Origin of the sequence: Proteus sp. GOKU (assembly GCF_015475555.1) — a bacterium.
Taxonomy (GTDB): Bacteria; Pseudomonadota; Gammaproteobacteria; order Enterobacterales; family Enterobacteriaceae; genus Proteus; species Proteus mirabilis_B.
In genome coordinates this window covers 3,571,051-3,596,609 of sequence record NZ_CP034105.1, presented here as the reverse complement: position 1 = coordinate 3,596,609, position 25,559 = coordinate 3,571,051, and the positions used below count along the sequence as shown (strand labels likewise).

The 25,559-nt window shown below is 39.6% G+C and carries 19 protein-coding genes and 1 tRNA gene; 9 read left to right on the top strand and 11 right to left on the bottom strand.

Translation table 11 applies throughout. From position 1 onward, the window contains the following. Positions 1–9 precede the first annotated feature (9 nt). From EHE21_RS16425 to EHE21_RS16385, 9 genes are all read left to right on the top strand, one after another. Complete coding sequence (locus EHE21_RS16425) at positions 10–837, top strand: acyl-CoA dehydratase activase (protein WP_228766706.1); 828 nt, start codon at positions 10–12, stop codon at positions 835–837. Then, positions 834–2,075, top strand: coding sequence for a 2-hydroxyacyl-CoA dehydratase subunit D (locus EHE21_RS16420; RefSeq protein WP_194951265.1), 1,242 nt, complete (start codon positions 834–836; stop codon positions 2,073–2,075). Before EHE21_RS16425 ends, EHE21_RS16420 begins: the two co-directional genes overlap by 4 nt. Then, positions 2,075–3,208, top strand: coding sequence for a 2-hydroxyacyl-CoA dehydratase subunit D (locus EHE21_RS16415; protein ID WP_194951264.1), 1,134 nt, complete (start codon positions 2,075–2,077; stop codon positions 3,206–3,208). The genes EHE21_RS16420 and EHE21_RS16415 overlap by 1 nt, the downstream gene beginning before the upstream one ends. An 80-nt stretch (positions 3,209–3,288) precedes the next feature. Further along, positions 3,289–4,608, top strand: a complete 1,320-nt coding sequence (locus tag EHE21_RS16410; protein WP_072069069.1) for a GntP family permease — start codon at positions 3,289–3,291, stop codon at positions 4,606–4,608. A 95-nt stretch (positions 4,609–4,703) separates the two neighbouring features. Continuing rightward, on the top strand, positions 4,704–5,843 hold the full coding sequence (locus EHE21_RS16405; protein ID WP_088494521.1) for an acyl-CoA dehydrogenase family protein: 1,140 nt from the start codon (positions 4,704–4,706) through the stop codon (positions 5,841–5,843). A 53-nt stretch (positions 5,844–5,896) separates the two neighbouring features. Then, entirely contained in the window at positions 5,897–6,673 is a 777-nt protein-coding gene (fixA, locus tag EHE21_RS16400) for a putative electron transfer flavoprotein FixA (RefSeq protein ID WP_088494522.1), read from the top strand. 11 nt (positions 6,674–6,684) lie between these two features. After that, positions 6,685–7,626, top strand: a complete 942-nt coding sequence (locus EHE21_RS16395; protein ID WP_194951263.1) for an FAD-binding protein — start codon at positions 6,685–6,687, stop codon at positions 7,624–7,626. A gap of 63 nt (positions 7,627–7,689) precedes the next feature. Beyond that, a complete protein-coding gene (locus EHE21_RS16390) occupies positions 7,690–8,976 on the top strand; it encodes an FAD-dependent oxidoreductase (RefSeq protein ID WP_088494524.1) in 1,287 nt (428 codons plus the stop codon). Further along, on the top strand, positions 8,973–9,257 hold the full coding sequence (locus EHE21_RS16385; RefSeq protein ID WP_075673872.1) for a ferredoxin family protein: 285 nt from the start codon (positions 8,973–8,975) through the stop codon (positions 9,255–9,257). The genes EHE21_RS16390 and EHE21_RS16385 overlap by 4 nt, the downstream gene beginning before the upstream one ends. A 70-nt stretch (positions 9,258–9,327) precedes the next feature. On the opposite strand, the gene EHE21_RS16380 is transcribed toward EHE21_RS16385, so the two are convergent. The 11 genes from EHE21_RS16380 to aspA form a co-directional block, all read right to left on the bottom strand. Further along, positions 9,328–10,293, bottom strand: a complete 966-nt coding sequence (locus EHE21_RS16380) for a helix-turn-helix domain-containing protein (RefSeq protein ID WP_088494525.1) — start codon at positions 10,291–10,293, stop codon at positions 9,328–9,330. A gap of 708 nt (positions 10,294–11,001) precedes the next feature. Next, positions 11,002–15,936 (bottom strand): DNA repair ATPase, encoded by a 4,935-nt coding sequence (locus tag EHE21_RS16375; RefSeq protein ID WP_194951262.1) that lies wholly within the window; start codon positions 15,934–15,936, stop codon positions 11,002–11,004. Positions 15,937–16,026: 90 nt separating this feature from the next. Next, positions 16,027–18,222 carry a flotillin family protein gene (locus EHE21_RS16370; protein WP_194951261.1) on the bottom strand — a complete coding sequence of 732 codons (2,196 nt, stop codon included), beginning with the start codon at positions 18,220–18,222 and terminating at the stop codon, positions 16,027–16,029. An 87-nt stretch (positions 18,223–18,309) separates the two neighbouring features. Continuing rightward, complete coding sequence (locus EHE21_RS16365) at positions 18,310–18,945, bottom strand: OB-fold-containig protein (RefSeq protein ID WP_194951260.1); 636 nt, start codon at positions 18,943–18,945, stop codon at positions 18,310–18,312. Between the two features lie 302 nt (positions 18,946–19,247). Next, positions 19,248–19,895, bottom strand: a complete 648-nt coding sequence (locus tag EHE21_RS16360; RefSeq protein ID WP_194951259.1) for a CPBP family intramembrane glutamic endopeptidase — start codon at positions 19,893–19,895, stop codon at positions 19,248–19,250. Positions 19,896–20,204: 309 nt separating this feature from the next. Then, the gene (locus tag EHE21_RS16355) at positions 20,205–20,678 is read right to left on the bottom strand and encodes a type II toxin-antitoxin system YhaV family toxin (RefSeq protein ID WP_194951258.1); all 474 of its coding nucleotides are present in this window, start codon (positions 20,676–20,678) and stop codon (positions 20,205–20,207) included. A 6-nt stretch (positions 20,679–20,684) separates the two neighbouring features. After that, positions 20,685–21,020, bottom strand: a complete 336-nt coding sequence (locus EHE21_RS16350) for a type II toxin-antitoxin system PrlF family antitoxin (RefSeq protein WP_088494531.1) — start codon at positions 21,018–21,020, stop codon at positions 20,685–20,687. A gap of 277 nt (positions 21,021–21,297) precedes the next feature. After that, a tRNA-Phe gene (locus EHE21_RS16345) sits at positions 21,298–21,373 on the bottom strand. Between the two features lie 296 nt (positions 21,374–21,669). Then, complete coding sequence (gene dicD, locus EHE21_RS16340) at positions 21,670–22,242, bottom strand: division control transcriptional repressor DicD (protein WP_194951257.1); 573 nt, start codon at positions 22,240–22,242, stop codon at positions 21,670–21,672. 184 nt (positions 22,243–22,426) lie between these two features. Continuing rightward, positions 22,427–23,752, bottom strand: coding sequence for an anaerobic C4-dicarboxylate transporter (locus tag EHE21_RS16335; RefSeq protein ID WP_194951256.1), 1,326 nt, complete (start codon positions 23,750–23,752; stop codon positions 22,427–22,429). 158 nt (positions 23,753–23,910) lie between these two features. After that, complete coding sequence (aspA, locus tag EHE21_RS16330) at positions 23,911–25,335, bottom strand: aspartate ammonia-lyase (RefSeq protein WP_088494534.1); 1,425 nt, start codon at positions 25,333–25,335, stop codon at positions 23,911–23,913. Positions 25,336–25,559 lie beyond the last annotated feature (224 nt).

Here is a 25,559-nt window from a genome sequence, read left to right as displayed (position 1 = left end):
AGCAAAGGCATGCAACAAGACATTTTCACAATGGGCGTTGATATCGGATCGTCTGCATCAAAATGCATCATCATGAAAAATGGTGACGCTATTGTCGCGAAGTCATTGGCATCTGTCGGTGCTGGGACATCTGGCCCTGAAAAAGCGATCAATGAAGTCTTGCGCCAATTTGGTGGCGATCTCAGTCAGATCAGCTGGATCTGCGCAACAGGATATGGCCGTAATTCGCTGAAAGAAGCCAACAAAGAAGTGAGCGAACTTAGCTGTCATGCGAAAGGCGCACACTTTCTTTTTCCGGGCGTGAAAACAGTGATTGATATCGGTGGTCAAGACGTTAAAGCACTTCATATGGATGGTGCAGGACGTTTATTAAACTTTGTGATGAATGACAAGTGCGCTGCTGGTACAGGACGCTTTCTCGATGTGATGTCGCGAGTATTAGAAACCAAAATTTCTGATCTCGCTCAAGAGGGTGCTAAGTCCACTAAAAAAGTCACGATTAGCTCAACCTGTACCGTGTTCTCTGAATCGGAAGTTATCTCCCATCTCGCAAATAACGAAACAATACCCGACGTGATTAATGGTATTCACTGCTCTGTGGCTAGCCGTATTGCTGGCCTTGCAAAACGGGTTGGTGTTGAAGCACCTGTTGTTATGACAGGCGGTGTTGCCAGCAATTTTGAAGTTGTTCGTTATGTTAGCGAAGAGTTGAACGCCTCTATCGCCACCTCTCCATTATCACAATACAACGGGGCGATAGGTGCCGCCATTTATGCCTTTGAAGCGTACCGCCATCAACTGGAAGACGATGCGTTAACAATAGGAACATCAAAATGAGCAATGTAGATATGAATGCGCCGGATTATATTCCTGCGAAAAAACGACTGCAAAAAATCGCTGCTGATGCTTATCAGCGTGCGTGGGATGCGAAAAATAGCGGTGAAAAAATAGGGTGGTGTGCCTCTAACTTCCCTCAAGAAATCGCTGAAACATTAGGTTTATGTGTGGTTTACCCTGAAAACCAAGCTGCTGCAATTGCAGCGAAAGGTGCAGGTTTAAAAATGTGTGAACACGCAGAAAGCATGGGATATTCCAACGACATCTGTGCTTATGCTCGCATCAGCCTCTCTTACATGGATATTAAACAGTGTGAAGAGATGGATATGCCACAGCCAGACTTCTTACTGTGCTGTAACAATATCTGTAACTGCATGATCAAATGGTATGAAAATATCGCTTATGAGCTGAATATCCCGATGATCCTTATCGATATTCCTTATAAAAATGACTATGACACTGATGATGTCACGGTGAAATACGTTCAAGCTCAATTTGATGATGCGATTAAACAACTCGAAAGAGTCACTGGCAAAGTCTTCTCCGAAGAGAAATTCAAGGAAGTTTGTGAGATCTCACAACGCACAGGGCGCGCATGGTTAAAAGCGGCAGAATATTGCCAATATGAACCGTCTCCAATGAATGGTTTTGATCTCTTTAATCACATGGCTGTTGCGGTTTGTGCTCGCGGTAAATTAGAAGCTGCACTGGCTTTTGAGCAACTGTGTGAAGAGATGGAACAAAACATCAAAGAGAAAAAATCGACTTATCGCGGTGAAGAAAAATACCGTGTTCTCTTTGAAGGTATTGCCTGCTGGCCTTACTTACGTGCCACATCGACCCCGTTAAAAGAGCAGGGTATCAACGTTACCGCTACTGTTTATGCCACCGCGTTTGGTGTGATTTATCAAAATAGCGACGAGATGATGCGCGCTTACTCTTACGTTCCTAACTGTGTCTCTGTTGAGCGTGCGGCGGATATGCGTATTGATGTCAGTCGTCAGAATAAAGTGGACGGCGCGATTATTCACGTTAACCGCAGTTGTAAGCTCTGGAGTGGCATTATGCCTGAAATTGAGCGCCGTATTCGTCATGAACTTAAGATCCCAACAGTGACTTTTGATGGCGACCAAGCTGATCCTCGTGTTTTCTCTGAAGCGCAGTATGTCACCCGTGTTGAAGCATTGACTGAAATTATGGCTGCTAACAAAGCAGAAATGAAAAAGGGAGACATCTAATGAAAACATTAACGGAGTTGTTTGATGAGTTGCAAGCCGTGGTGGATAACCCTGTTGCTCAATTAGATGGTTTTATTCGCAGTGGCAAAAAGGTTATTGGCTGTTTTCCTGAATATACCCCGAATGAAATTGTCTATGCGGCAGGTATGGTGCCTTTTGGTATTTGGGGTGCAGAAGGACGTGAGATCTCAGAAGCGAAGAAATATTTTCCTCCTTTCTATTGTGCGTTAGTGCTTTCTTCTCTTGAGATGGGATTGGATGGGGCATTAAACAAATTGTCTGCTGCCTTAATTCCTTCTTTGTGTGACACCTTAAAATGCTTAGGACAAAACTGGAAAGCCGGTGTACCACAAGTTCCTTTTATTCAATTAGTCCATCCACAGAACCGTAAAACACCAGCAGGTATTGCATTCTTAACTGAACAATACAAAAAAATTGCACTGCAATTAGGGGAAATTTCCGGTCAAGCCGTGACAGATGAGGCACTAAAAAATGCTATTCATCTGTTTAATCAACGTCGTCGCGCATTACGTGAGTTTTCAGATATCGCGGCACTTCATCCAAATTTAGTCACACCACAACGCCGTAATACCGTGATCAAAAGTGGTTATTTTATGGATGTGGTTGAACATACCAAAGCCGTTGAAGCCATTGTTGCACAATGCAAAACCTTGTCTCCAGAACCTTGGAAAGGGCACAAGATTGTTGTAACAGGCATTATTGCGGATAGCCCTTCAATTCTACAAATTTTGGCTGATAACAAGATGGCGATTGTGGCAGATGAAGTTGCACATGAGTCTCGTCAATTCCGCCAAGATATCCCTGAAAATAAAGCACCTTATGAGGCGATGGCAGAGCAAATTGCTCAGCTTGAAGGGTGTTCACTTTTGTATGATCCAGAGAAAAAACGCGGTCGTTTAATTGCCGATATGGTGAAAAACACAGGCGCTGATGGTGTCGTCTATTTACTGACGAAGTTCTGTGATCCTGAAGAATTTGATGCCCCTATTGTGAAGAAATTCCTCGATAGAGAAGGCATTCCTTCCATCATCATCGAAATCGATCAGCAAACTAAAACATATGAACAGGCAAGAACGGCACTGCAAACTTTTGCAGATGTGCTCTCTGCTTAACAACGTTAATCAATAGTCACAAAAGACCTGTGTGGATAGCACAGGTCAATTGAACCCTAACACATATAAGTGGGGCAATCATGGGTATTATTTGTTTAATCATCGGGCTAGCGATATTAATGATTATGTGTATGAAAGGCATACATATCTTCATTTCTGTCTTTACCACCAGCCTGTTTCTTGCTGTGACTGCATGGCTTGTATCACCAGATATGCTTAATCCTGTCGATGCACTATTACAAGTGTATACCGGCGGATTAGGTGGTTATTTTGGCAGCTTCTTCTTCATTTTCGTACTCGGTGCGATTTTTGGCAAATTAACCGCTATCAGTGGCGCTGCTGATAGTGTTGCCTCTTTTATTATTGGCAAATTTGGCGAAAGGGCCGTTATTCCTTCATTAGTTGCGGCTTGTGCCATTTTAGCTTACGGCGGTGTTTCAGTGTTTGTTGCACTGTTTACCGTTTATTCCATGATGGTGAGTTTATTCCGCAAAGCGAATCTTCCTCGCAGACTTATTCCAGCTGTCTATTTTGCAGGTGCGGGTACGTTTGTGATGATAATGCCGGGCTCCCCTCAGATCCAAAACCTTATCCCAATGAAGTTCTTAGGTACGTCAGCAACAGCTGGTTTAGTCCCAGGTATGTTGACGGCACTGTTCCAAGTCACCTTAGTCATTATTTACCTCACTTGGTTATTTAAGCGTGTAAAAGCAAAAGGCGAAGGCTGGGTTGAAGATGAAAAAACAGCAAAAGCAGAGGAAGGTAAGAAAGATCGTCAATTACCTAATGTGCTAGTTGCATTACTCCCTATGCTTATTCTGCTTGTCGTGCTGAATATCCTGAAATGGGACCCTGCTATTGCACTGTTCTGCGCGATTATTGCCGCCTTAATTGTGTATTTACGCTATCTCGATTGGAAAAAACTCGTCCCTAATTTAGCTGCGGGAACGATGGAAGGGGTGACCTCCCTCTTTAACACGGCGGTTATTGTTGGGTTTGGTGCGTTAGTCATGACCTTACCTGCGTTCAAAGAATCATTTCAAGCGATTGCTCAATCGGGTCTTAATCCACTTGTTGTGACTGCAATTTCAGTCGGTGCCTTGGTGTTTATCAGTGGTTCAGGCTCTGGTGCGTTAAGTATTGCTATGCCAATGATTGCTGCAATGTTCCCTGCAACGGTGGTTGATCAAGGCTCCTTACACCGTGTAGCCACAATGGCATCTATGAGTACAACACCTCCATTTAACGGATTGATTATTACTGTCTTTAGCGTCTGTGGTGTCAGCCATAAAGAGGGATACGGTCCTGTGGGTACATTAACCCTCGCTATCCCACTGTTAGCAATGATGTTTATGTTGCTGCTGTACACCTTTTTACCTGCATCTATAGCGACGATGTAGAAATAACGTTAACCCATTAATGCGTGCGATAAGGCGACAAACGTGAAATCGCACGCCATAGAGATAACCATAAATATTCTCAGAGGAAAATAAACATGGATTTTCAGCTAACAGAAGAACAAGTCCTGATCCGCGATATGGTCAGAGAGTTTGTTGAAAACGATATTAAACCAATTGCGGGTGCAATTGATAAAGAGCACCGTTTTCCAAGTGAAAGCGTCGCCCCGATGGCTGAATTAGGACTCTTTGGTTTCAATATTGATGAGGCTTATGGTGGTACAGAAGCGGATGCAATTAGCTATGTATTAGCAACAGAAGAGATGGCAAAAGTCAGTGCCTCTCACGCGATGATCATGGGTTCACAATGCTCTTTAACTGGCCCAATTATTCAAAAATATGCTGATGAAGAAACTAAAGCCCGCATTTTACCGGGTGTAGTTTCGGGCGAAAAATTAGGGTGCTTCTGTTTGTCAGAACCTAGCGCGGGTTGTGATGCTGCGGCTCAAGAAACAACTGCTGTTCGCCAAGGTGATAACTATGTGATTAATGGCTCTAAATTGTGGATCACCGCAGCACCTCAAGGTGCGTTTTTTATCGTATTTGCCATGACGGATAAAAGTAAAGGTGTTAAAGGGATCACTGCATTCTTAGTTGAGCGTGATAACCCGGGTATCAGCATTGGTTTACCTGAAGACAAAATGGGCATGAACGGCTCTGAAACTTGCTCTGTGAGTTTTAGTGATTGTGTTGTTTCAGCCAGCGCCATGTTAGGCGAAGAAGGTAAAGGCTTTAATATCGCGATGGAAACCTTAGACGGTGGACGTTTAAGTTGTTCTGCGCTTGCATTAGGGATCGCACAAAGTGCATTAGATGCCACGATTGCTTACACCAAAGAGCGTATTCAATTTGGTAAGCCAATTGCGGCTAACCAAGGTATTCAATGGGTATTAGTGGATATGGCAACTCGTGTTGATTGCGCACGTATGCTGGTTTATCGCGCTGCCGCTGCCAAAATGGCGGGCCTTCCTTATACCCGTGAATCTGCTCAAGCCAAACTTTATGCAGCAGAGGCTGCCACTTATGTGACTCAAAAAGCCGTCCAATTACATGGCGGTATGGGTTACACCAAATCCTATCCTGTTGAACGTCTGATGCGTGAAGCAAAACTCACCGAAATTTTTGAAGGCACAAGTGAAGTGCAACGCATGGTTATCGCTAAGCATATTTTAGCGTAATGGGATTTGAGCTTATTAATTTGTTGCATTGTGCAAAACGGAGAATGTGAATTATGAAACTTATTGCCTGCTGTAAGGTTGTTCATGACGAACAAGACATCACAACACGGCCTGATCGTACACTCGCAACCGATAATGCGGGTTTAAAAATTAGTTTGTATGACTTGAATGCCATTGAAACCGCAGTAGAAATTGCCTCTACCCTTGGTGATAGCACCGTAACGGCATTAAGTGTGGGTACAAGTGCAATGGTTGAAAACGCGAAAATCAAAAAAGACATTTTATCGCGTGGTCCTGATGCATTAACGCTAGTTGCTGATGATGCGTGTAGCGCTCTTTATTCAACAGATACTGCCAATATTATTGCGCAAGCTGCAAAAAAAGTCGGTTTTGACTTATTAGTTTTTGGTGAGGGTTCTGGTGATTTATACGCTCAACAAACGGGTTTGGCGGTAGGTGAATATTTAGGTTTACCTTGTGTCAACGCAGTAAACAAAATTACCGTTGAAGGCGACAAAATCATAGTTGAACGTGATTTAGAAAATATCACTGAAGAACTTGAACTGACATTACCAGCGATTGTGTGTGTCACTTCGAGCATTAACACACCCAAACTCCCTTCAATGAAAGCCATTTTAGCAGCGAATAAAAAACCTGTTGAAAAGCTGGGTTTAGGAGATATCGGTGTTGATATTTCTGCTCTGACTGTTGTGCAAACACAAGTTTGTGCGCCAGAGCAATCTGATCGCCTTGGTATTATTTTAGAAGGTGATTCAGATGAAAATATTGCCACTTTTGCTGAACATTTACGCCAAGCGGTTAATCAATAAGGAGATTAAAAATGGCTAGTTTACTACCTACTACCTTTGTTTATGCCGAAAAAGCGGATGATTTAGCAAAGCTGATTGCATTGGCTCGTGGTCTTGGTGAAAAGGTTAATGTGCTGTTTATCGGTGATGATGAAAGCACGCGTGAATGTGTCAACTTAGGCGCTGACTGTGTTTATTGTTTCGCACCACAAGAAGGTGTGATTGCTGACGATTATGCCGCCTCTTTTGCCGCCATTATTAAAGAGGCGGGCGAGAATGCATTGGTTCTTCTTGCTTCATCAAAACGTGCAAAAGCCATTGCCGCTCGCCTTGGCGTGACGTTAAAAGCGGGTGTCGTCAGTGATGCATTAAGCCTTGCTATTGAAAACAATACCGTGATTGCAACACACCAAGTTTATGGTGGTTTAGCACATGCTAAAGCAGAAATTCGTTCACCTTATGCTATTGCCACTGTGGGCAGTGCGCTCGATGTGGAAGCAATCAAAGACGCACCCAATGCACCTGTGGTGCAAAGTGCCTTTATCGCCCCCGCACATACATTAAAAGTGTTAGCACGTAAGCCAAAACAAGGTAGTACTGTTGATTTAGGTAAAGCGCACTGTGTTGTTGGTGTTGGACGCGGTTTTGCTAAGGCAGATGATATTGCATTAGCGTCAGCATTAGCGAAAGCCCTTCAAGGTGAAGTAGGTTGTTCTCGTCCAATTGCTGAAGGTGAAGGCTGGATGGAACACGATCGCTACATTGGTGTTTCAGGCGTGACTTTAGGTGCGGACGTTTATGTTGCTGTCGGTATTTCAGGGCAAATCCAACATATGGTCGGTGTGGATAGAGCAAAAATCATTGTTGGTATCAACAAAGATAAAAATGCCCCAATTTTCAATATGGTGGATTACGGTATTGTTGGCGACCTCTACAAAGTGTTACCTGCATTAACCGCGAAGCTTGGCGGCTAATCACCGTAGGTCGCTTAGTGATAATTTGCTAAGCGACCACACATAATAAAAGGATAGGAAAGTATGTCAGACGATATTTTTGACGCCATTATTGTGGGTGGTGGACTTGCTGGTGGTACTGCTGCCTATGTATTAGCACAAGCAGGGTGTGATGTTTTAGTGGTAGAGCGAGGTAATTTCGCTGGCAGTAAAAATATGACAGGTGGGCGTTTGTACGCACATAGTCTTGAAAAAATCATTCCCAATTTTGCTCAAGAAGCCCCTGTTGAACGACTAGTGACGCGCGAAAAAATTTCCATGCTAACGGAAACCGATGGGGTCACTTTAGATTATCAACATACTCAGCAAGAAGAGGAAGCGGCACGCTCTTATACCGTATTGCGTTCTTCATTTGATCAATGGTTAATGGAAAAAGCAGAAGACGCTGGCGCACAAGTGATCACGGGTGTGCGTGTCGATGAAGTGTTGGTAAAAGATGGAAAGGTGTGTGGTGTAAAAGCGGGTGATGATGAAATTGAAGCTCACGTCGTTATTCTTGCTGATGGTGTTAACTCATTATTAGCAAAACAGTTAGGTATGACACAAAAAGTTAATCCTCACACTGTGGCTGTAGGGGTTAAAGAGTTATTGGAATTCACGCCACAACAAATGGAAGACCGATTTGGTTGTACTAATGATGAAGGCTTAGCTTGGCTTTTTGCTGGCGCACCATCAGGCGGATATTTAGGTGGCGGATTCTTATATACCAATAAAAACACCGTCTCTTTAGGCCTTGTTTTAGGGCTACATAATGTCGACAAATTCGAAAAAACGGTTCCTCAATTATTAGAAGATTTTAAACAACACCCTGTTGTTGCACCACTTATCAAAGACGGCAAATTATTAGAATATTCAGCGCATATGGTGCCAGAAGGTGGCATGAATATGGTGTCTGAATTAGTCAAAGATGGCGTATTAGTTGCGGGAGATGCTGCTGGATTTTGCCTTAACGTTGGCTATACCGTAAGAGGGATGGATTTAGCAATTGCCTCTGGTGAAGCAGCTGCAAAAGCAGTATTAATGGCGAAAGAGCAAAACAGCTATAGCCAAAAAGAATTAAGTTGCTATCAATCGTTATTAAATGACAGTTTCGTCATGAAAGATATGAAGTTATATAAAGACTTACCTTCTTTCCTCGATAATACAAGATTCTTTACGGATTACCCGCAAATGGCTGCCAATGTCATGCATGATTTATTCGTGATTAATGGCCCAGAAAAACCTGTGCGTAAGAAAATACTGTCTCAAGTTAAGAAAGTCGGTGTGATGAACTTAATTAAAGATGGATTTAAGGGGGTACGTTCTTTATGAGTCAAGTAAATGTAGACGTTAAATTAGGCGTCAATAAATTTAATGTGGATGAAGAAAATCCACATATCGTTTTAAAGGATGATATCGATCCTGCACAATTTGAAATCTTAATGAAAGCTTGCCCTGCAGGGTTATATAAAAAAGATGAAAAAGGACAATATCTTTTTGATTATGCAGGGTGTTTAGAGTGTGGTACTTGCCGTGTTTTATGTGGCGATACGATTTTAAAAAAATGGGAGTATCCGTGTGGCACATTAGGCATTGAGTTTCGTTACGGCTAATGAAATAAATTTTATCTCCCCTCTAGAATAACCTCCAAAATGTAAACTAGGGGGGAGATAATTAATCTACTTATCTTAATGAGTGTATTTTTCGATACTCGGAAGGTGTCATAAAAAATTCAGATTTAAATTTTCGACTTAAATTAGAAATATCGCTAAATCCACATTCATAAGCTAACTGTGTAATATTTTTCTCTGCCAAGAGAGGATTCACTAAAGCTGCTTTATAATTCTCAAGACGTTTTTGGTAGATCCAACGAAGTACAGACGTATTTTGTTCTTTAAATAACATCTGTAAATAGCGCACGGAGATCCCACACGCATTTGCGCATTCATTAACACTCAAATCTGGATCAGAAAGATGTTGCTCAAGATAGTGCTGAGCAAAATAAAATAGCGTTGACCTTCCTAAGCTTTGCGGTGGTGTCGCTATACTGTATTCACTGAAAGCAGACGTAATTAAATTCAATAAAATATCGGCAAGTTGTTGTGCATGCTGTGGCGGCATTGAATCTAAGAACGGAATGTAGCGCATCACAAAGCTATAAACGAGAGAGCCGGTAATACTATTACCACGTATCGCTCTTGCAGTGAGATTTTGGGTATTACCTAAACGGGATGCCAGTTTCTCCCTTGGGATCAAAATTTTAAATAATGAGTAATCGTTATCAAAAGACCATGATACTGGTCTTGCCATATCAAAAATACAAAAGTCACCTTGCCGTAGAAATGCGGTTCTTCCATCTTGAGTAAGATGGCTGGTTCCTGAACGCTGGATTTCAATTTGAAAATGCTCTTCTAAGCTAAGTTTATGAGTTAATGGACGGCTACTCGCCCAGTGCCCATTAGACTCTAGCTGAATAAAGCGCATATTGGTCACCTGTTGCTCGACAATATTGGCATAAAATCGAGAATGAGGAGGCAATTCGACTTCATTGCATTCATAAGACGATAAAAAGCGGTCTTTTATTGTATCCCTGAATACGGAAAACCGATCTACGTCAGGGAGTTCCCGAGTCGTAAACATGCTTTTCATAGTACGCCCACTTTTATTGAAAGTATTTTGTTGTGTTGCTACTTGTCGGGTATAAAAATGCCTTAAACCAGACAAAAATAGAATAATTTTTCGATAACTTTAATCTAAAAATTAGAATAGTACGTTTAAATAATTATTGATGAAGATATCTATTATCTTCCTTGTTAATAAATTGAAGACAATATATTTAAAAGTTTTTAATTTATTTAAACTAAAGTCATGTAAATTATAGAATTAATTTATAGCATTTTTGATGCTATCATTTCTATGCTATTAATCCTAAGTTAATTTCCTATCTTTAGAGAGAGATCTCATAAATAGATTAAGAGTGATTCTTATTAATATCTCGTTTATTTCATTCTTTTCAGAGTGTGAGTTAATATGGATTTTATGTACTGGATATAATCATTTGTTAAATAATATTGTTATTTATTGTTAATCGTAGCGTTATTAATTATATAAAATATAATTAAATTTCTATAAATTTAATTATTAATAGAATTCGTAATATATATTACAACAATTCTTCCTTTGATATCATGATTTATTAATAGTAAATATATTTAATCTTAACGATGTTCACGCTTTCATTTGTTGTGAACAAATCAATATCGTGAACGTGAAATAGGTTTCTCGATTTATAAAACATTATTTATGTAGTATTTAGCCCACTAAAATAAGTGGGCTAAACATGACTATTTTTTATCTTTAACGTAGACCTTGCACACTTTCCACTAAATTGGCTAACTGTGATACTACGCGGTCGCCAATATCAGCGTTATCACCACCCAATGCCTTATTACGCATAAAGTCTTTCTTGATTTGTGTCCAACGAGTAGTATCTTTTTCGGTTAATTTTCCACGTAATTCAGCGAGTTTTAGTAAGTTCTCTTCAGCGCCCGTTGTTAGCAGTTGTGCTTCACCAAGATAGTGATCGTCTAGCAAGCGTTCAATTTCTTCATCATTCATTACCGCAGACACTTTCTCACTTAACTTATTCATATTGCGGTAACTGCCTTGCAAACGGAATGCTGGCTCTGTGCGATATTTATCTGATTGAGCGGCGCTGGCAATATATTGATGATTCACTTTTAAGATAACATTTCGTAAGGTAATTAAGTGTTTAAGTACCATTACAATTTCATTAATTTCAGCATCTGAATATGGATAACTTAATGTGTTGGTCGAAACGGATTTCCCCATTGCTTTATCCACTAAAACATAGAGATCGTTAAGATCACGCAGAGCCAGCGGTGCCAATACCGCATTGGATGTTAGGCTGTTTTCGATATAACTCAGCGCAAAGGCTTCATCCATACCCCCTAATACTTCACCTAAGTTATAAATATCAGCACGGTTAGCCAGCATATCAGGAATACGGAAAACTTCGCCTGATTCGGTATAAGGGTTTCCTGCCATCACGACACAGAATTTTTTACCCCGCATATCATAGGTTTTGGTTTTTCCTTTCCATACCCCTTCAATACGTCTTGTTCCATCACACAGTGAGATAAATTTCTGTAAGAATTCAGGGTGAGTATGCTGAATATCATCCACATACAGCATAACGTTATTACCCATTTCTAGCGCTAAGTTGAGCTTCTCAAGCTCTTGTCTCGCAGTTGCGTTGGGCGCTTGTTCCGGATCGAGCGATAGCACGTTATGTCCTAATGCAGGACCATTGATCTTCATAAAAATCAGACCTAAACGTGCCGCAGCATATTCCATTAATGTGGTTTTACCGTAACCTGGAGGGGAGATCATTAACAATAATCCCATTAAATCGGTGCGCTTACCTTCTCCTAAAGCCCCGATTTGTTTTGCCATATTGTCACCAATAATCGGCAAGTAAACATCATTAATCAGCTTGTTACGGACAAAAGAGCTTAATGGTTTGGCTTTAAATTCATGCAATTTTAAGCGCTCACGTTCATCACTGACTATTTTCTGGCGCAAGGTGAGGTACTGTCGAAATGCAGGAATAAAGTTCTTTCTTTGCCCACGCATTCGACTGAAATAATCATCTAAACTGAGTGATAACGCTTGGTTTTCAATCGTTGGGTGAGAGCCTAATAAACCTGTTACTGTAAAGTATAAATCGGCTTCGCTATAACGCGCTGATGCGACTTTATCTAAAATAATGATAGCGATAGCACCCGGAATATAAGGGGTAAGATCGGCATAATCAGGTAGAGAGCATAACCCTTGTAGCCAATTTTGGATCAGTGCCCAACGCTGTGCGTATCGCGTGCCTAAATTTTGTTGTGAACGATTAAAGTCCATCCACATATGGGCTTCTTCTAATCGACTTTGCAGTGCAACCACTAACTCTTTAGCATATTTGCTATAAACCAATTCAATGGGTGTTCTCGCCAAAGCAAAGCTTAAATATTCAGAGGCTTGTATCGGAATATAGTGTTCGCACTCAATCGGATTATTATGAAGGAATAGGCGTATATCCGCTTCGATTTCAGCTTGCAGATCGGTTAACGCGTCATCTGTATGGAATAATTGCTGAATATTCAGTGCAGTTCTTGCACGTTCAGGCCACAAAGCAGGGTATTGCTCATTTTGTTTGGTTTCCCAAAATAGTGCGGCTACTGCGCGAGCAGTCGGGTTGTAGCGTAGAAGATCGGCACTTTCACCTATTGGGAGCAGCTTTTTCAATATAGCGATCGCATCGTGATCGTGGATCCCTTTTTCATAGCCTTCTTTATAACGTGGTGTTGCGAAATCACGTACGAGCTTTTCCAGTTTTTCTGGAATGGTGAGTGCTTCTTTTAGCGTTTCGTAATCAAGGCCATCTTGACGTTTTGCTGCGGCATAAATAATGGAATAAGCGAGGTATTCTGCGCGATAAACGGTGTCAGATTCAGACTCAAGTGAGGCATTCCAATAAGGTTGTAATTGGGCTAGCTCTGCATTTTCAATCGGCTCTTGGTAATCTGTGCCTGTTAGGTATAACCAGAGTTTATCTTCTTTAGGTAAGATAGTGAGATCAAGCTCTTGCGTATTAACACTAAAACGATGGCGAGGCCCTAATTTAATGACATTACCGCCGTCTTCAAAAATATCAGTTTTATCCCGCAGAATACGAATAGCTTGGTCGCGAGAGGATTTTAGACGCGCATCAATATCATCAGCTTTGACGTTATCATTGATTTCTCTTAGCTTTTCAATGATTTCTCGTGTTTTTAATGATAGTGGATCGGATGCGAAAAATGCATTTAATTCATCTTGTGATTGCAAACGAGAAGTACGACGTTGCAGATTTTCCAGCAAGCGATTTGCTGCAGTAAGCAGGCTTTGTGAGCGACGTTGACGATCATCAAGCAGTACTTGTTTGTGCGACTCAAAGGTTTCAACTAACTCTTCACGTTTAGCGAGAATATCATCAAGAAACTCATCATGATGACTAAATTGGCTTTCAAGCTCTTCTAATTGAAGCAATAAGCGAGAAAGCTGATCGTCACAACGCTCAGGATCGGTTGCAAGGGATAATGCATTGGTGATCCCTTGGCTAAATAAGCGAAATTGTGCGCCAAATTGTGCCACGCTTTCGACACTACTTTGTGATTTGCGTTTTTGTTGTAGTCGAGCGCGGGATTGGTTTAGTTGAGCATAGATCTGTGAAATCGCGTCAATAATATGGGTTTGTTGAGTGACATCTTGGAATGTTAAAGATGCCATTAAGTTAGAAAGCATATCCAAATCAGCGGACATTTTTTCCATGTCATTCATCGGGATATCTAACTGTGCGCTGTTTTGCGCTTTTTCAATGAGATTTTCAAAAGTAACTAGCTGAGTTTTAAACGGTTGTAACGCTTTATCACTGGCAAGAAACAGCGCTGTGGCTTGAGAAACACGTTGCTGAGTTTCTGTAATTTCCGTTTCCATCGCGCTGAGCTTGGTTAAATCCATATAACGGAATTCACGCAATGAAATCAGATGCCCACGATGAGCATTCAGTGAATTTAAGCTATCAACAAATTGTTGTATATCTGTCCAGCTATCAGGCAGTGTTAAGGAGAGTAGTGATTTTTGGCGATTCACCGCTTCAAGCATGGATTTCGCAGATTGCTGACGAATACTTTCTACTTTTTCATATTCATCAAGCACTAATTCGCTGGTTTGAGCGATATCTTTGAGAAGTTTTCCAATACCCAAACAGTGTTCATCGTTAAACCAATAATAGAGATCTAATAAATTTTTAGGTTGTGAACTAAGCTGTTCATAACGAGCAATAGAAATTTGATTACCTTCAATTTCTTTTGCGACATGCAATATTTCAGAAATACCTCGCACTAAATCAGCATTACCAATTCTTCCATAGAAACCATTACGAGGCGGTTGTTTATCGGCAAATTCTTCTGAATAGAACGGGGTTTGCCAAACTTGCATTGGATGAACGCGCGTTGCTTCTTCGCCTTCACCTTCAAACAGTACCATTTTCCCGTCTTCTAACATCGCATAGCCATGACCGACTAAAGGCACAGCAAGTTTGCGTTCAATCATATTGTAATTGAAAAGCGCGAGGCGACCTTGTGAAGGCGAGTAGAAAACATATAACACGTCTTCACCATTAGGCGAACGGCGCAGACGGCGGAAATACATACCTTCCATCGGTTGATCAAAGGTTTTGTATTCACCATTTTGCAGGTAATAGCCACCAGGGAAAATAATGCCATGATCTTCAGGTAATTGGACGCAAGCTTGCCCAATCGCATCAATGCGTTGTACGGTTTGCGCCAAAATGTTGTAGACCAAATAACGCCAATTTTCTTCTCGATACGGCAAGATTTTTAACAGAATTAAACTGCCTGTTTGAGCATATTCAATTTGTGCATCATCGAGAGATTGGTTCTTATCTAATACAGCTTCACGATAAATACCTAAACCATCTTCAGTATTATTTTCACATTTAACGGTTAGATCGCCACCAGTTGTTTCGACAAAAACGGTATCAAGAATATTGATATGAGGAAAACGGCCGTTGACCGTATCTTCACGTTGGGTTTTTGTCCATTCAAAATCATAAGCAGGAGGAAGAGCAATATCGCGTTCACCACGATTATCAATATATTCAATACGTTGCTTATCACTTGAAATTGACCAACGAAAAACACGCACATCAGTAATACGAGCACCAATCTGGAAACTGGCGAGTAACTTTCCGTCACGCTCAACTAACTGTAATAGTTGCGTATTTTTATAGTAAGTATAGAGCTCAGTAAAATCTTGAATAAAGCGATTGTCGTTTAAGAACGTATTTTCATAAGGTACGGCTTCAACATCAAACTCGCCCTCATTTTCAATTAAACGATAAAGTGAAAAAACATCTTCAAGATGTGTTTCACGTTTTAATCCAAGGAAAACGTTATAACCAAATAGTAACCACTCACCTACACGAACAATATCTCTGGCTTGGCAGTTATTTTCAGTGCGAATACGAATACGGCCAATAATATCCATTTGGCTTTGACCAAATTCATCTAAGCGATACTGATTGAGCTCAGTGGCTTTTTGATGAAGTTGTTGGCCTTGTTCAGTGAGGCGTTTGCGTAAAATTTCATACGCACCACCTTGTGCAACGGCGCTATCGAGTATTTCCTGCTCGCGATTCGTATCCAGAATGTCAGACATGGTATAACGGATTTCCTTGGCTTAAACGATAAAAACAAAAGAAAAGACACAGAGATAAACGCTATGTCTTTTCACCTCCTTTAAATAAAATTATTCTTCTTTAGAGGAGTCTGATTTAGTTGTCACATCTTTAATTAGCTGACTGGCGCCTTTTGTTGCCATAAATCCATTAATTAAATCTTGAACTTCAGGATTTTTTAATAAAGAAGCGATATCGAGTTTTTTATCTTGTTGAGTACGGTTAATCAGCTTTTCAACGTTCTCTTTGGCAAAACTGCTTTTATCCATAAAACCATCAACAGCTTTACCTAAGCTTAATGCTTTAGAGAAGGTATTAAAGAAGTTGCCATCACCACCCACAATTTCAATATTGGTTTTGCTTAGAGCGGCTGCCAATACATCAGCTTGTTCGCGTGCAATTTCTTTATTGGCTTCAATAGACGCCATTGCTTGTTCAAATTGTTTTTCAAGACGCATACGGAACTCTTCGTGCGAACGTGCCGTATCGCTGAGGTGATCCATCGATTTAAATTTATCCGTTAAACCATCTGCTTCTGCTTTCAGACGTTGACGAATAACTTCGGCTTGTGCTGAACCTAATTGGCCTTCACCACGCGCTTGAGCAGCGAGTTTTTCTTCAAGGATCTTAGCATCCGCTAAACCTAGCTTCTCTTTTGCATGGGCTTGTTGTTCTTCACCACGCGCTTGAGCGGCTAATTTTTCTTCCAAGATTTTCGCTTCTGCAAGGCCTTGTTGTTGCTGAGCTTGTGCTTTAGCTTCCATCACTTGCGCTTCAGTTAAGCCTTTTTCTTTCATGCCTCGAGCTTCTGCTAATAGTTTTTCAGCAGTGACATTAGCAAGTACTAAGCCTTCTTTCTCTTCAGCTTCCGCCGTTGCTTGACGTACACGAGCTTCAGCAAGACCTAATGCTGCGTGCTCTGCTTCAATACCTTCAGCTAAACGTTTTTTCGCTTCGGCTTGTTTTACTGAGGCTTCTAATTCAGCTTTTGCCATTGTGCTGATTTCTTCAGCTTTATGTTTAGCACTAGATTCATCGGCTTCAGCTCTTTTCACTTGGCGAACTAAAGATTCTTCCGCTTCCGCTTGTGCATTAATCACAGTGACTTGGCGCATACGTTCAGCTTCTGAAACTTCACGTACTTCTTTAATGCGTTCTTCTTCTTGAGCTACGGTTTTCTCTACGGCAACACGTTCACGGATAACATTTGAGATGTTTTTACGTTCTTCTTCTAACGCTTTTTCTTTCTCAATACGTTGCAACTCAACTTCACGTTCACGAGCCACAATTTCTAATTCACGTGCACGATTTACACGTTCTTGTTCAATAGTGACGGCGCGGGTACGATTTTGTTGTGCAACTTCCACTTCGCGCATACGGTTTTCTTCACGGATCTCAATTTCTTGTTGAGTCTGAATGCGAGCTTGTTCTGCTTTAAGACGCTCTTCTTCTTGAACGCGTAGTGTTTCTGACGTTTCACGAGCGCGAATATTGTCGATTTCTCGTTTTTGGCGTGCTTCTGCATCTGCTTGTTGGCGCTCTAAAGCCAGACTTGCTTCGCGAGTTTCAACGTTTTTCTTTTGAATAGCGAGCTCTTGATCGCGCTCTTTTTGGTTGGTTTCAATATTATGAATGGCGGTAATTTCCGTGATTTTACGGATACCTTCAGAGTCAAAAATATTATTAGGATCAAGCGCTGATTTCGGGGTTTGTTCTAAATAGTCGATAGCAACGTCTTCTAATGCATAGCCGTTTAGATCTTTACCGATGACATCAACAATGCGATCACGGAAATTTTGTCTATCTTCAAAAAGCTTAGACAGTTCCAGTTGTTTACCTACGGTTTTTAATGCTTCAGAAAATTTTGCACTAAAAAGCGTACTGACTGCTTGATGATCGGAGGCTCTATCAACACCAATGGCTTTCGCGACTTTTAGTACGTCTTCAGTGGTTTCATTAACACGTAGATAGAAAGCAACCGTGATATCTGCACGTAAGTTATCCTGACAAATCAGGCCATCTTTACCACGACGGTCTACTTCTAATGTTAAAAGAGAAATACGCATAAACTCTTTTTTGTAGATAACAGGATAAACCAATGCACCCGTAAAATGGACTTTAGGTTGTGAGGTCATATCGTTGACAATTAAGGCTGTACCTTGAGGCACCTTAATATAGAAAGCCTTAAATAATCCAAATAGCCCTAAAATAATTAGGATTGTGAAACCAACGACAGTTAAGAAAGGCATAACGAAAGCCAAATCCATACTTTTTTCTCCATAGGTTCAGACGATACCGTCATTTTTTAATAGTGTTTGTCTGTTAACTAAATTGTCTTTCATCAAATGTAGATATTAGCGATGAAATTCATCTTCCGTTACGACTTGATAACTGTGAGTGGGCGCGTCATAACTAATAATAACTACGCTATCCCCTCGTTTAATATTTTCTGTTTCAGGCGCTCTAATTTGTAAAATTAAACCCGCACCTCCATCTTCTAAAACAGCTTCACCTTTGTTTTCTGTTACATTGATTGACCGTACTAACGCTAATTTACCTACCAATTGGTGTACTGATTTAGGCTTATTACGTGACATCAGTTTTTTACGGATCGGTTTTAAACATACCGCCGTAAGATTAAGTGCAATAAAAGAGGTAATGATAAAGGCAACAAAGCCTGTTAAATAACGAATAAAATTCGTTTCAATAGCACTAATAATCCAATAATTAGTAAAGTAACTGATAAACCAGCCAAAAAGGGTGAAGAAAGTTAAAATAATGGTGACAGGAATACCGGCTAATCCTAATTTAGTTAACCAACCAGCAAGCCCTGTTGCATCAACATTGATATCTAATTCACTATCAATATTAAATAAATCAATATCTAATAATCCAAAAGCAGCGCAAAGCCAATAGAAAGAGATAATAATAAGTAATGCACTAAAAATAATGCTGGGAAACGCTAGGCTATTTTGGAAAAACAAATTCATAAAGGTTCTCTTAATTTAAGAAAATGGCAATGTTATTGTCATATTAATATCTCTTATCATACTTCAAAACGTTGAAAAAGCATGTAGTTATAATCACATTCTCTATTTATTTTTCGATTTTATCTTTTATAGAATTTAATATAACTTATTGAGATAATTATAAATAATATTCGGTATTATTGCGTATAGAATCAGATCATTCTCTAAAAAATAATAAAAATATTTTCATCTATTAAATATCATTTCTTTTTAAGTGAATAAGTATTTTGTTATAAAAAATAGAAATTTATTAAATAAAAACTCTATAACATTAAAAAAACGATACTGATTGTATTGTGTATCCCATGTAACACTATTGGTGCGATTAATGAACGAGTTCCTATTCTGATTTGGCAAAACACAACACCCACAACAAAAATAAGGATAAATGTAGTGATTGACTCATATTGAGTGTGCATCGCTGCAAATAGAAGTGACGAGAGAATAATGGCTACCCATTTGCCAATATTGCCATACCACATACCTGCATTTAGTAGAAAACCTCTAAAAATGATTTCTTCAGTAATTGGAGCAATAAAGATAACTGAGAGTGCAAATAAGAAGAAGGCAAAACCTGTAATAGATTCGATTTCTGTAACCCATGAATCATCTTCAGAGCCTAAAAATAGACTAATAAAATATAATCCCACTAAGGCTAAAAAGGGGGCTTTTAGTGTACTCCATTGAAGGCGACCTAACGGCATTAATTTAATATGTTTTTGATAGGCAAACCAAATAATTAGACAGTAGGGGAGATAAATAAAAAAACTGACTAATGAGATGATATAAGGTGATTGAAATAGCGCTGCAGGCGCTGGCGTCAGTAATAGACTAAAAGAAGAGAAAAAATAACCTATAAAGGCAAGTATACAGATAAAGGAGTGATAAATTCGGTCTTTGGGAAATTCCATTTTTGTTGATCCTTGGGTGATAAATCATACCGTTTAGAGCGATATTATAGAAAACAGAGTTTAGATATTAATTATATCTAATGAAAATGATATTACTCTACTTTAATAATTAAGATGAAAATCAATGATTATAAAATATTTTGTATATTCTATTTTTCACTTTCAAAAAATGATAACGTTCTTCACTAAGAGATTTATTGTATTTCTAAAAATTATAGGCAAATATTCAATCGATTATTGACTTAATAAGAATTATCTTTTTTTGTAAACAAAAACTTATCACCTTAAAAAGTGATAAGAGATAGAAAATTAATGATCCTGACAGTCAGCTTCATTTATACAGTCACTAAATAAATCATTCCAATTTTTAGGCGGGTGACCTTTCTTTAGTTTTTTCTCAAAGACTCGGTAAGCATCAGTTTTATTGCCATAAGTTCGCAAAGTATCATTATCATTTATCCATGCCAGAATGATGATCTTTTCCTTAAAACTGAATCTAAAAAATAAACGATATCTTCCATTTACTAATTTAATTCGTGACCAATTTTTATTTTCTTCTCCTAAAGTATTACCCAACCTAAACTCTGGTGCCCGTGTATCATTTGTGATGTTTACTATAGATTTCAATACATGAGCAAAAATTTTTGTATCTGCTTGTTTCTGATAATCTTCGGGATATTTTTTTTTCAGTGCTTCAACTTTTTGTAGTAATTCATCATATTGTTGTTTAAAGCAAGGATGTGCATAGATTGTCCATCCATTCAAATCTGTAGGGAAATCCATATTATTTTATTCGTTATCGGTGATGTCATCGTCAAGGTTGATATCCATACCTTCAACTAATTCAAAACCGCGAGATATATCGAGAGGTTGAATGGTTTGAGGATGATTAGTTATATCTTGAGCGAGAAAATTAAGAAACGATGCCATAACAGGATCTTTTGATCCATCGCTGTGACGTGAGATAAGTACATCACCAGTGCTCAGTAATTTGTAGTGAATACGATCTCCACCACTAAGATGTAGAGCTTCTCTAATTGACGCGGGAATTGTGGTTTGATGACGTTCTGTTATTTTTGAATCAGCTTCAAGAGCGATGTTGTCAGTGCAAACGTGGGTTAGCATGATTTGCTCCTTTTACTTACGGTGTATGTTTTATGAACTGATTATAGATAATAGAAGAAAACAATGCAAATGCATTGCAATTTAATTGCATTGTTTTTTTGCTCTAAAATTAATTGAAAATCTATGAATACGGCTATGTCTTTAATGTATGAATTGATGTGAGGTTACGTCAGTGTTGTTAAATATATAAGAAAAGAAAATAGCTAGGATCTTGAGAGAATGATTTTCAAACCGCTAGAAAGCAAAAAACCAGCCCTAAGGCTGGTTTTTCTAAAGATGGTGCCCGAACTCGGAATCGAACCAAGGACACGGGGATTTTCAATCCCCTGCTCTACCGACTGAGCTATTCGGGCTAACGAGGCGCATTAAACCGTATTCAGCGTGATGCGTCAACGTCTTTTTAATAAAAAATGCAAAAATAAGTTTGTTTGCTTTCTTTTTATTCTATTCGAGTTTAATTTTTCATCATAAGCTATTTTTTAGTAAAAAATGCTTAAATAACAATCAGTAAAGATATTCACTTTTTTGCATATCAAAGAGAAAACTTTCTCTTTTTTTGATGATTTAATTTATTTTTCGCTACTCAACAGAGAGAAATTGAGTACAAGCGAAAAAATAACTCATTTCTTTCGTTTTCCAACACTCAAAACTAACTTAGTGCACCATTTTTACGGCATTGAGCAATCTTGAGAATATCTTCTGCCAATAATTTTGCTGTAATAATATCATCAGCGTGATGATTCACCATTAAACGGCTTAAACAGCCTTCTAAGATGAGTTCCATCTGTTTGGCAACTAACTCACTATCTTCGATATCAAGCTCGCGTAGTAGCGTTCTAGAGTAATCAAATGAGCTTTGCTTTTGACGTTGGCTTAATTGGTGAATTTGAGAGTGCTCATCAGGATATGCGCTACAAGCCGCTACGAATAGACAACCGGGAAAACGATTTTTCTCTAAACGTATCGCCAGTTGATCATAACGAGCCAGTAATTTTTGTTCGATAGTCAGTTCTTCATCTAGCATGACTTGGCGTTGCCAAATATCAATTTGCTGTCCGTGGTGGCGAAGACAATCAAAAATCAAGGCGTCTCTATCTGGCCAGAAAGGGTGAAGATCAGATTCATGGATACCAGAATCTTGAAGAAGCTCAGGTAAGGTTGCAGCTAAGCCGTATTGCTCTAACTGGATAAGTACGTGGTCTAATAACGCTTCACGTTGCACGGAAATCTCCTTAAATCACGTTGTCGCGAGAACATCATAATTAGCAGACTTTAGCTAAAAATGAAAGCAAGGAACGACAGGCTAAAATGAAAATACCCCATCTTGCGACGGGGTATTTTCTTGTTTTTTTATTTCTTGTAAGCGCTAGGCGCTTTTTTGCAATGTTTTAATTTTTTACTTCAAACTACAGGATCATACCGCCGAAGAGGAAACCAAATCCGACAGCTAATACCACACCAATAGTACCTGGGATAAAGAATGGGTGGTTGAAGACTAATTTACCGATACGAGTTGTACCTGTGTCATCCATTTGAACCGCCGCAACCAGTGTTGGGTAAGTTGGCAGAATGAACAGACCAGAAACTGCAGAGAAAGATGCAATCGCAGTTAATGGAGATACACCTAATGCTAAAGCCATTGGCATTAACGCTTTCGCTGTTGCTGCTTGAGAATATAACAGAGCAGAACAGAAGAAGAAGATAACCGCTAATAACCAAGGATGGCCAGTGATTAAGTCACCCGCAGTCAGTTTGATCCAATCGATGTTGCTTGAAACGAAAGTATCACCTAACCATGCAACACCCAGAATACAAATACATGCACTCATACCTGCTTTAAAGGTACTTGAGTTTAGGATGTTGTCAGTTTTAACTTTACAGAAAACAGTGATTAAGGTTGCAACACTCAGCATGATGATAAGAATAGCGTTAGTCGTATTCATCAGTGGAGTTTTGACAATACCTAAGCTTGGGCTGTTGATGATTGCATAAGTGACAACACACAGAACACCCAGTAGGAACAGCATTACAGATGATTTAGCACCTGGTAATGTTTCTCTACGCGCTTGGCTACCACGTAATTCAACCAGACCTTGTTCTAAACGCTCACGATAGACAGCATCATCAGACAGTTTTGAGTTAAATACCCAAGACACGATGAATGACATCAGGATGATTGCAAGGAAAGTCGCTGGTAATAAGATAGACAGCAGAGTGATGTAGCTTACTGTATTACCTTCACCAACCATTGCTGGGTTTTCCATGACAGATGCCATGTAAACAACAGCAGCAGAGATTGGAGATGCAGTAATACCGATTTGGGCTGCAACAACACCAGTTGATAAAGGACGGCAAGGTTTGATGCCTTGTTCTTTTGCAACTTCAGCGATAACTGGCAGTGTTGCTAAAGAGATGTTCCCTGTACCTGCAAATAGAGTTAAGAAATAAGTCACAATTGGCGCAAGAATTGTGATGTATTTTGGATTACGTCTTAACAGTTTTTCAGTTTGGCCAACAAGGTAATCCAAACCACCAGCAACCTGCATCGCAGAGATTGCGGCAATAACAGCCATAATGATGGAGATAACATCAAAAGGGATTGAACCAGGTTTAACACCGATAGCAGCTAAAACTAAAACCCCTAAACCACCGGCAAACCCGATACCAATTCCCCCAAGTCTCGCACCGAGGAAAATGGCCAGCAGAACGATAATCAATTCTACGGCTAACATAGCGTTTACTCCTTGAGATAATTAAAAAAATGAGAAAAATAAGTTAAATTTATGTTTTTACAATCAAGTAAAAAGGCACGTCTCTTAAAGAGTCCGTGCCTTGTGTTTTTAAGAGCTCATTCTTATGTTTAACAGTGTCATGTTATAAAACACAATTATTAATCATCGAAGCGTTTTGCTTTGTAAGCCGGGTTTTTTAAGTTCTCAACAGAGAAGATATCATCCAGTTGTTCTTCGGTTAATAAACCGCGTTCTAGAACAACTTCACGTACACTCTTACCTGTTTCAGCACAAATCTTACCAACGATGTCGCCGTTATGGTGACCGATGAATGGGTTCAGATAAGTAACGATACCGATTGAGTTGAATACGAAGTGTTCACAGATTTCTTTATTCGCAGTGATACCATCAACACATTTTTCTACTAAGTTACGGCAAGCGTTGCTTAATAGAGAGATTGATTCGAACATTGCTTGACCGATTGCTGGTTCCATTACGTTTAATTGTAATTGACCTGCTTCAGCAGCCATAGTCACACAAGTGTCATTACCGATAACTTTAAAGCAAGCTTGGTTAACAACTTCTGGAATTACTGGGTTTACTTTAGCTGGCATGATTGAAGAGCCTGCTTGTAGTTCTGGAAGATTGATTTCTTTCAGACCTGCACGAGGACCAGAGGACAGTAAACGTAAGTCATTACAGATTTTAGACATTTTCACAGCTAAGCGTTTTAATGCGCCGTGAACCATCACATAAGCACCACAGTCAGAAGTTGCTTCAATTAAGTCTTCTGCTGGAACACATGCTAAACCAGTAACTTCTGCTAATTTTTTAACAGACAGTTCTTGGTAACCAGGCGCTGTATTCAGACCAGTACCGATAGCTGTTGCACCTAAGTTCATTTCTAACAATAACTCAGCAGTGCGTTTCAGGTTTTTGATTTCTTCTTTCATCAGTACAGAGAAAGCGTGGAATTCTTGACCTAAAGTCATTGGTACAGCATCTTGTAATTGAGTACGACCCATTTTCAGGATGTCTTTGAACTCAACCGCTTTTCTATCAAAACCTGCTTTCAGCAGTTCGATAGATTCAGTTAATTTGATAACAGAGTTATAAACCGCTACACGGAAGCCACAAGGATAAGCGTCGTTTGTTGATTGGCTCTTATTGACGTGGTCATTCGGGTTCAGGTATTGGTATTCACCTTTTTGGTGGCCCATTAATTCCAGACCGATGTTTGCGATAACTTCATTGGTATTCATATTTAATGAAGTACCAGCACCGCCTTGGAATACATCAACTGGGAATTGATCCATGTGTTTACCTGTTTCTAATACTACGTCACAGGCTTTGATAATCGTATCAGCGATTTCGCGAGGAATAGTGTGAAGTTCTTTGTTTGCTAATGCAGCAGCTTTTTTCACCATTACCATACCGCGGATGAATTCTGGAACATCATTGATGGTACGATCACTGATGTAGAAGTTTTCAATAGCACGTAAAGTGTGGACGCCGTAATAAGCATCAGCAGGAACTTCTCTTTTACCTAACAGGTCTTCTTCGATACGAGTTTTATTTGACATGAGAACCTTCTTATTAAAATTTTAACTGTCTAGTTATGCGCTTGTTAATAAAATATATCGTTAACGGTTAATAATGTAATATAACTTACCGTTTTGCTTGGTACTGACACGATCATATTCGGGTTGTGAACAAATACCTTTAAGCTGGATCACTTTATAAGTAAATAATGTCCAAATATTTTCTTTTTGTGATCTATCTCATGGATTTTACAGTTCTACTTCTC

What these genes read in the sequence shown, in the direction of transcription:
- EHE21_RS16425 (WP_228766706.1), top strand. Translation starts at nt 10, where the DNA reads ATGCAACAAGACATTTTCACAATGGGCGTTGATATCGGATCGTCTGCA.
- EHE21_RS16420 (WP_194951265.1), top strand. Translation starts at nt 834, where the DNA reads ATGAGCAATGTAGATATGAATGCGCCGGATTATATTCCTGCGAAAAAA.
- EHE21_RS16415 (WP_194951264.1), top strand. Translation starts at nt 2,075, where the DNA reads ATGAAAACATTAACGGAGTTGTTTGATGAGTTGCAAGCCGTGGTGGAT.
- EHE21_RS16410 (WP_072069069.1), top strand. Translation starts at nt 3,289, where the DNA reads ATGGGTATTATTTGTTTAATCATCGGGCTAGCGATATTAATGATTATG.
- EHE21_RS16405 (WP_088494521.1), top strand. Translation starts at nt 4,704, where the DNA reads ATGGATTTTCAGCTAACAGAAGAACAAGTCCTGATCCGCGATATGGTC.
- fixA (WP_088494522.1), top strand. Translation starts at nt 5,897, where the DNA reads ATGAAACTTATTGCCTGCTGTAAGGTTGTTCATGACGAACAAGACATC.
- EHE21_RS16395 (WP_194951263.1), top strand. Translation starts at nt 6,685, where the DNA reads ATGGCTAGTTTACTACCTACTACCTTTGTTTATGCCGAAAAAGCGGAT.
- EHE21_RS16390 (WP_088494524.1), top strand. Translation starts at nt 7,690, where the DNA reads ATGTCAGACGATATTTTTGACGCCATTATTGTGGGTGGTGGACTTGCT.
- EHE21_RS16385 (WP_075673872.1), top strand. Translation starts at nt 8,973, where the DNA reads ATGAGTCAAGTAAATGTAGACGTTAAATTAGGCGTCAATAAATTTAAT.
- EHE21_RS16380 (WP_088494525.1), bottom strand. Translation starts at nt 10,293, where the DNA reads ATGAAAAGCATGTTTACGACTCGGGAACTCCCTGACGTAGATCGGTTT.
- EHE21_RS16375 (WP_194951262.1), bottom strand. Translation starts at nt 15,936, where the DNA reads ATGTCTGACATTCTGGATACGAATCGCGAGCAGGAAATACTCGATAGC.
- EHE21_RS16370 (WP_194951261.1), bottom strand. Translation starts at nt 18,222, where the DNA reads ATGGATTTGGCTTTCGTTATGCCTTTCTTAACTGTCGTTGGTTTCACA.
- EHE21_RS16365 (WP_194951260.1), bottom strand. Translation starts at nt 18,945, where the DNA reads ATGAATTTGTTTTTCCAAAATAGCCTAGCGTTTCCCAGCATTATTTTT.
- EHE21_RS16360 (WP_194951259.1), bottom strand. Translation starts at nt 19,895, where the DNA reads ATGGAATTTCCCAAAGACCGAATTTATCACTCCTTTATCTGTATACTT.
- EHE21_RS16355 (WP_194951258.1), bottom strand. Translation starts at nt 20,678, where the DNA reads ATGGATTTCCCTACAGATTTGAATGGATGGACAATCTATGCACATCCT.
- EHE21_RS16350 (WP_088494531.1), bottom strand. Translation starts at nt 21,020, where the DNA reads ATGCTAACCCACGTTTGCACTGACAACATCGCTCTTGAAGCTGATTCA.
- EHE21_RS16335 (WP_194951256.1), bottom strand. Translation starts at nt 23,752, where the DNA reads ATGTTAGCCGTAGAATTGATTATCGTTCTGCTGGCCATTTTCCTCGGT.
- aspA (WP_088494534.1), bottom strand. Translation starts at nt 25,335, where the DNA reads ATGTCAAATAAAACTCGTATCGAAGAAGACCTGTTAGGTAAAAGAGAA.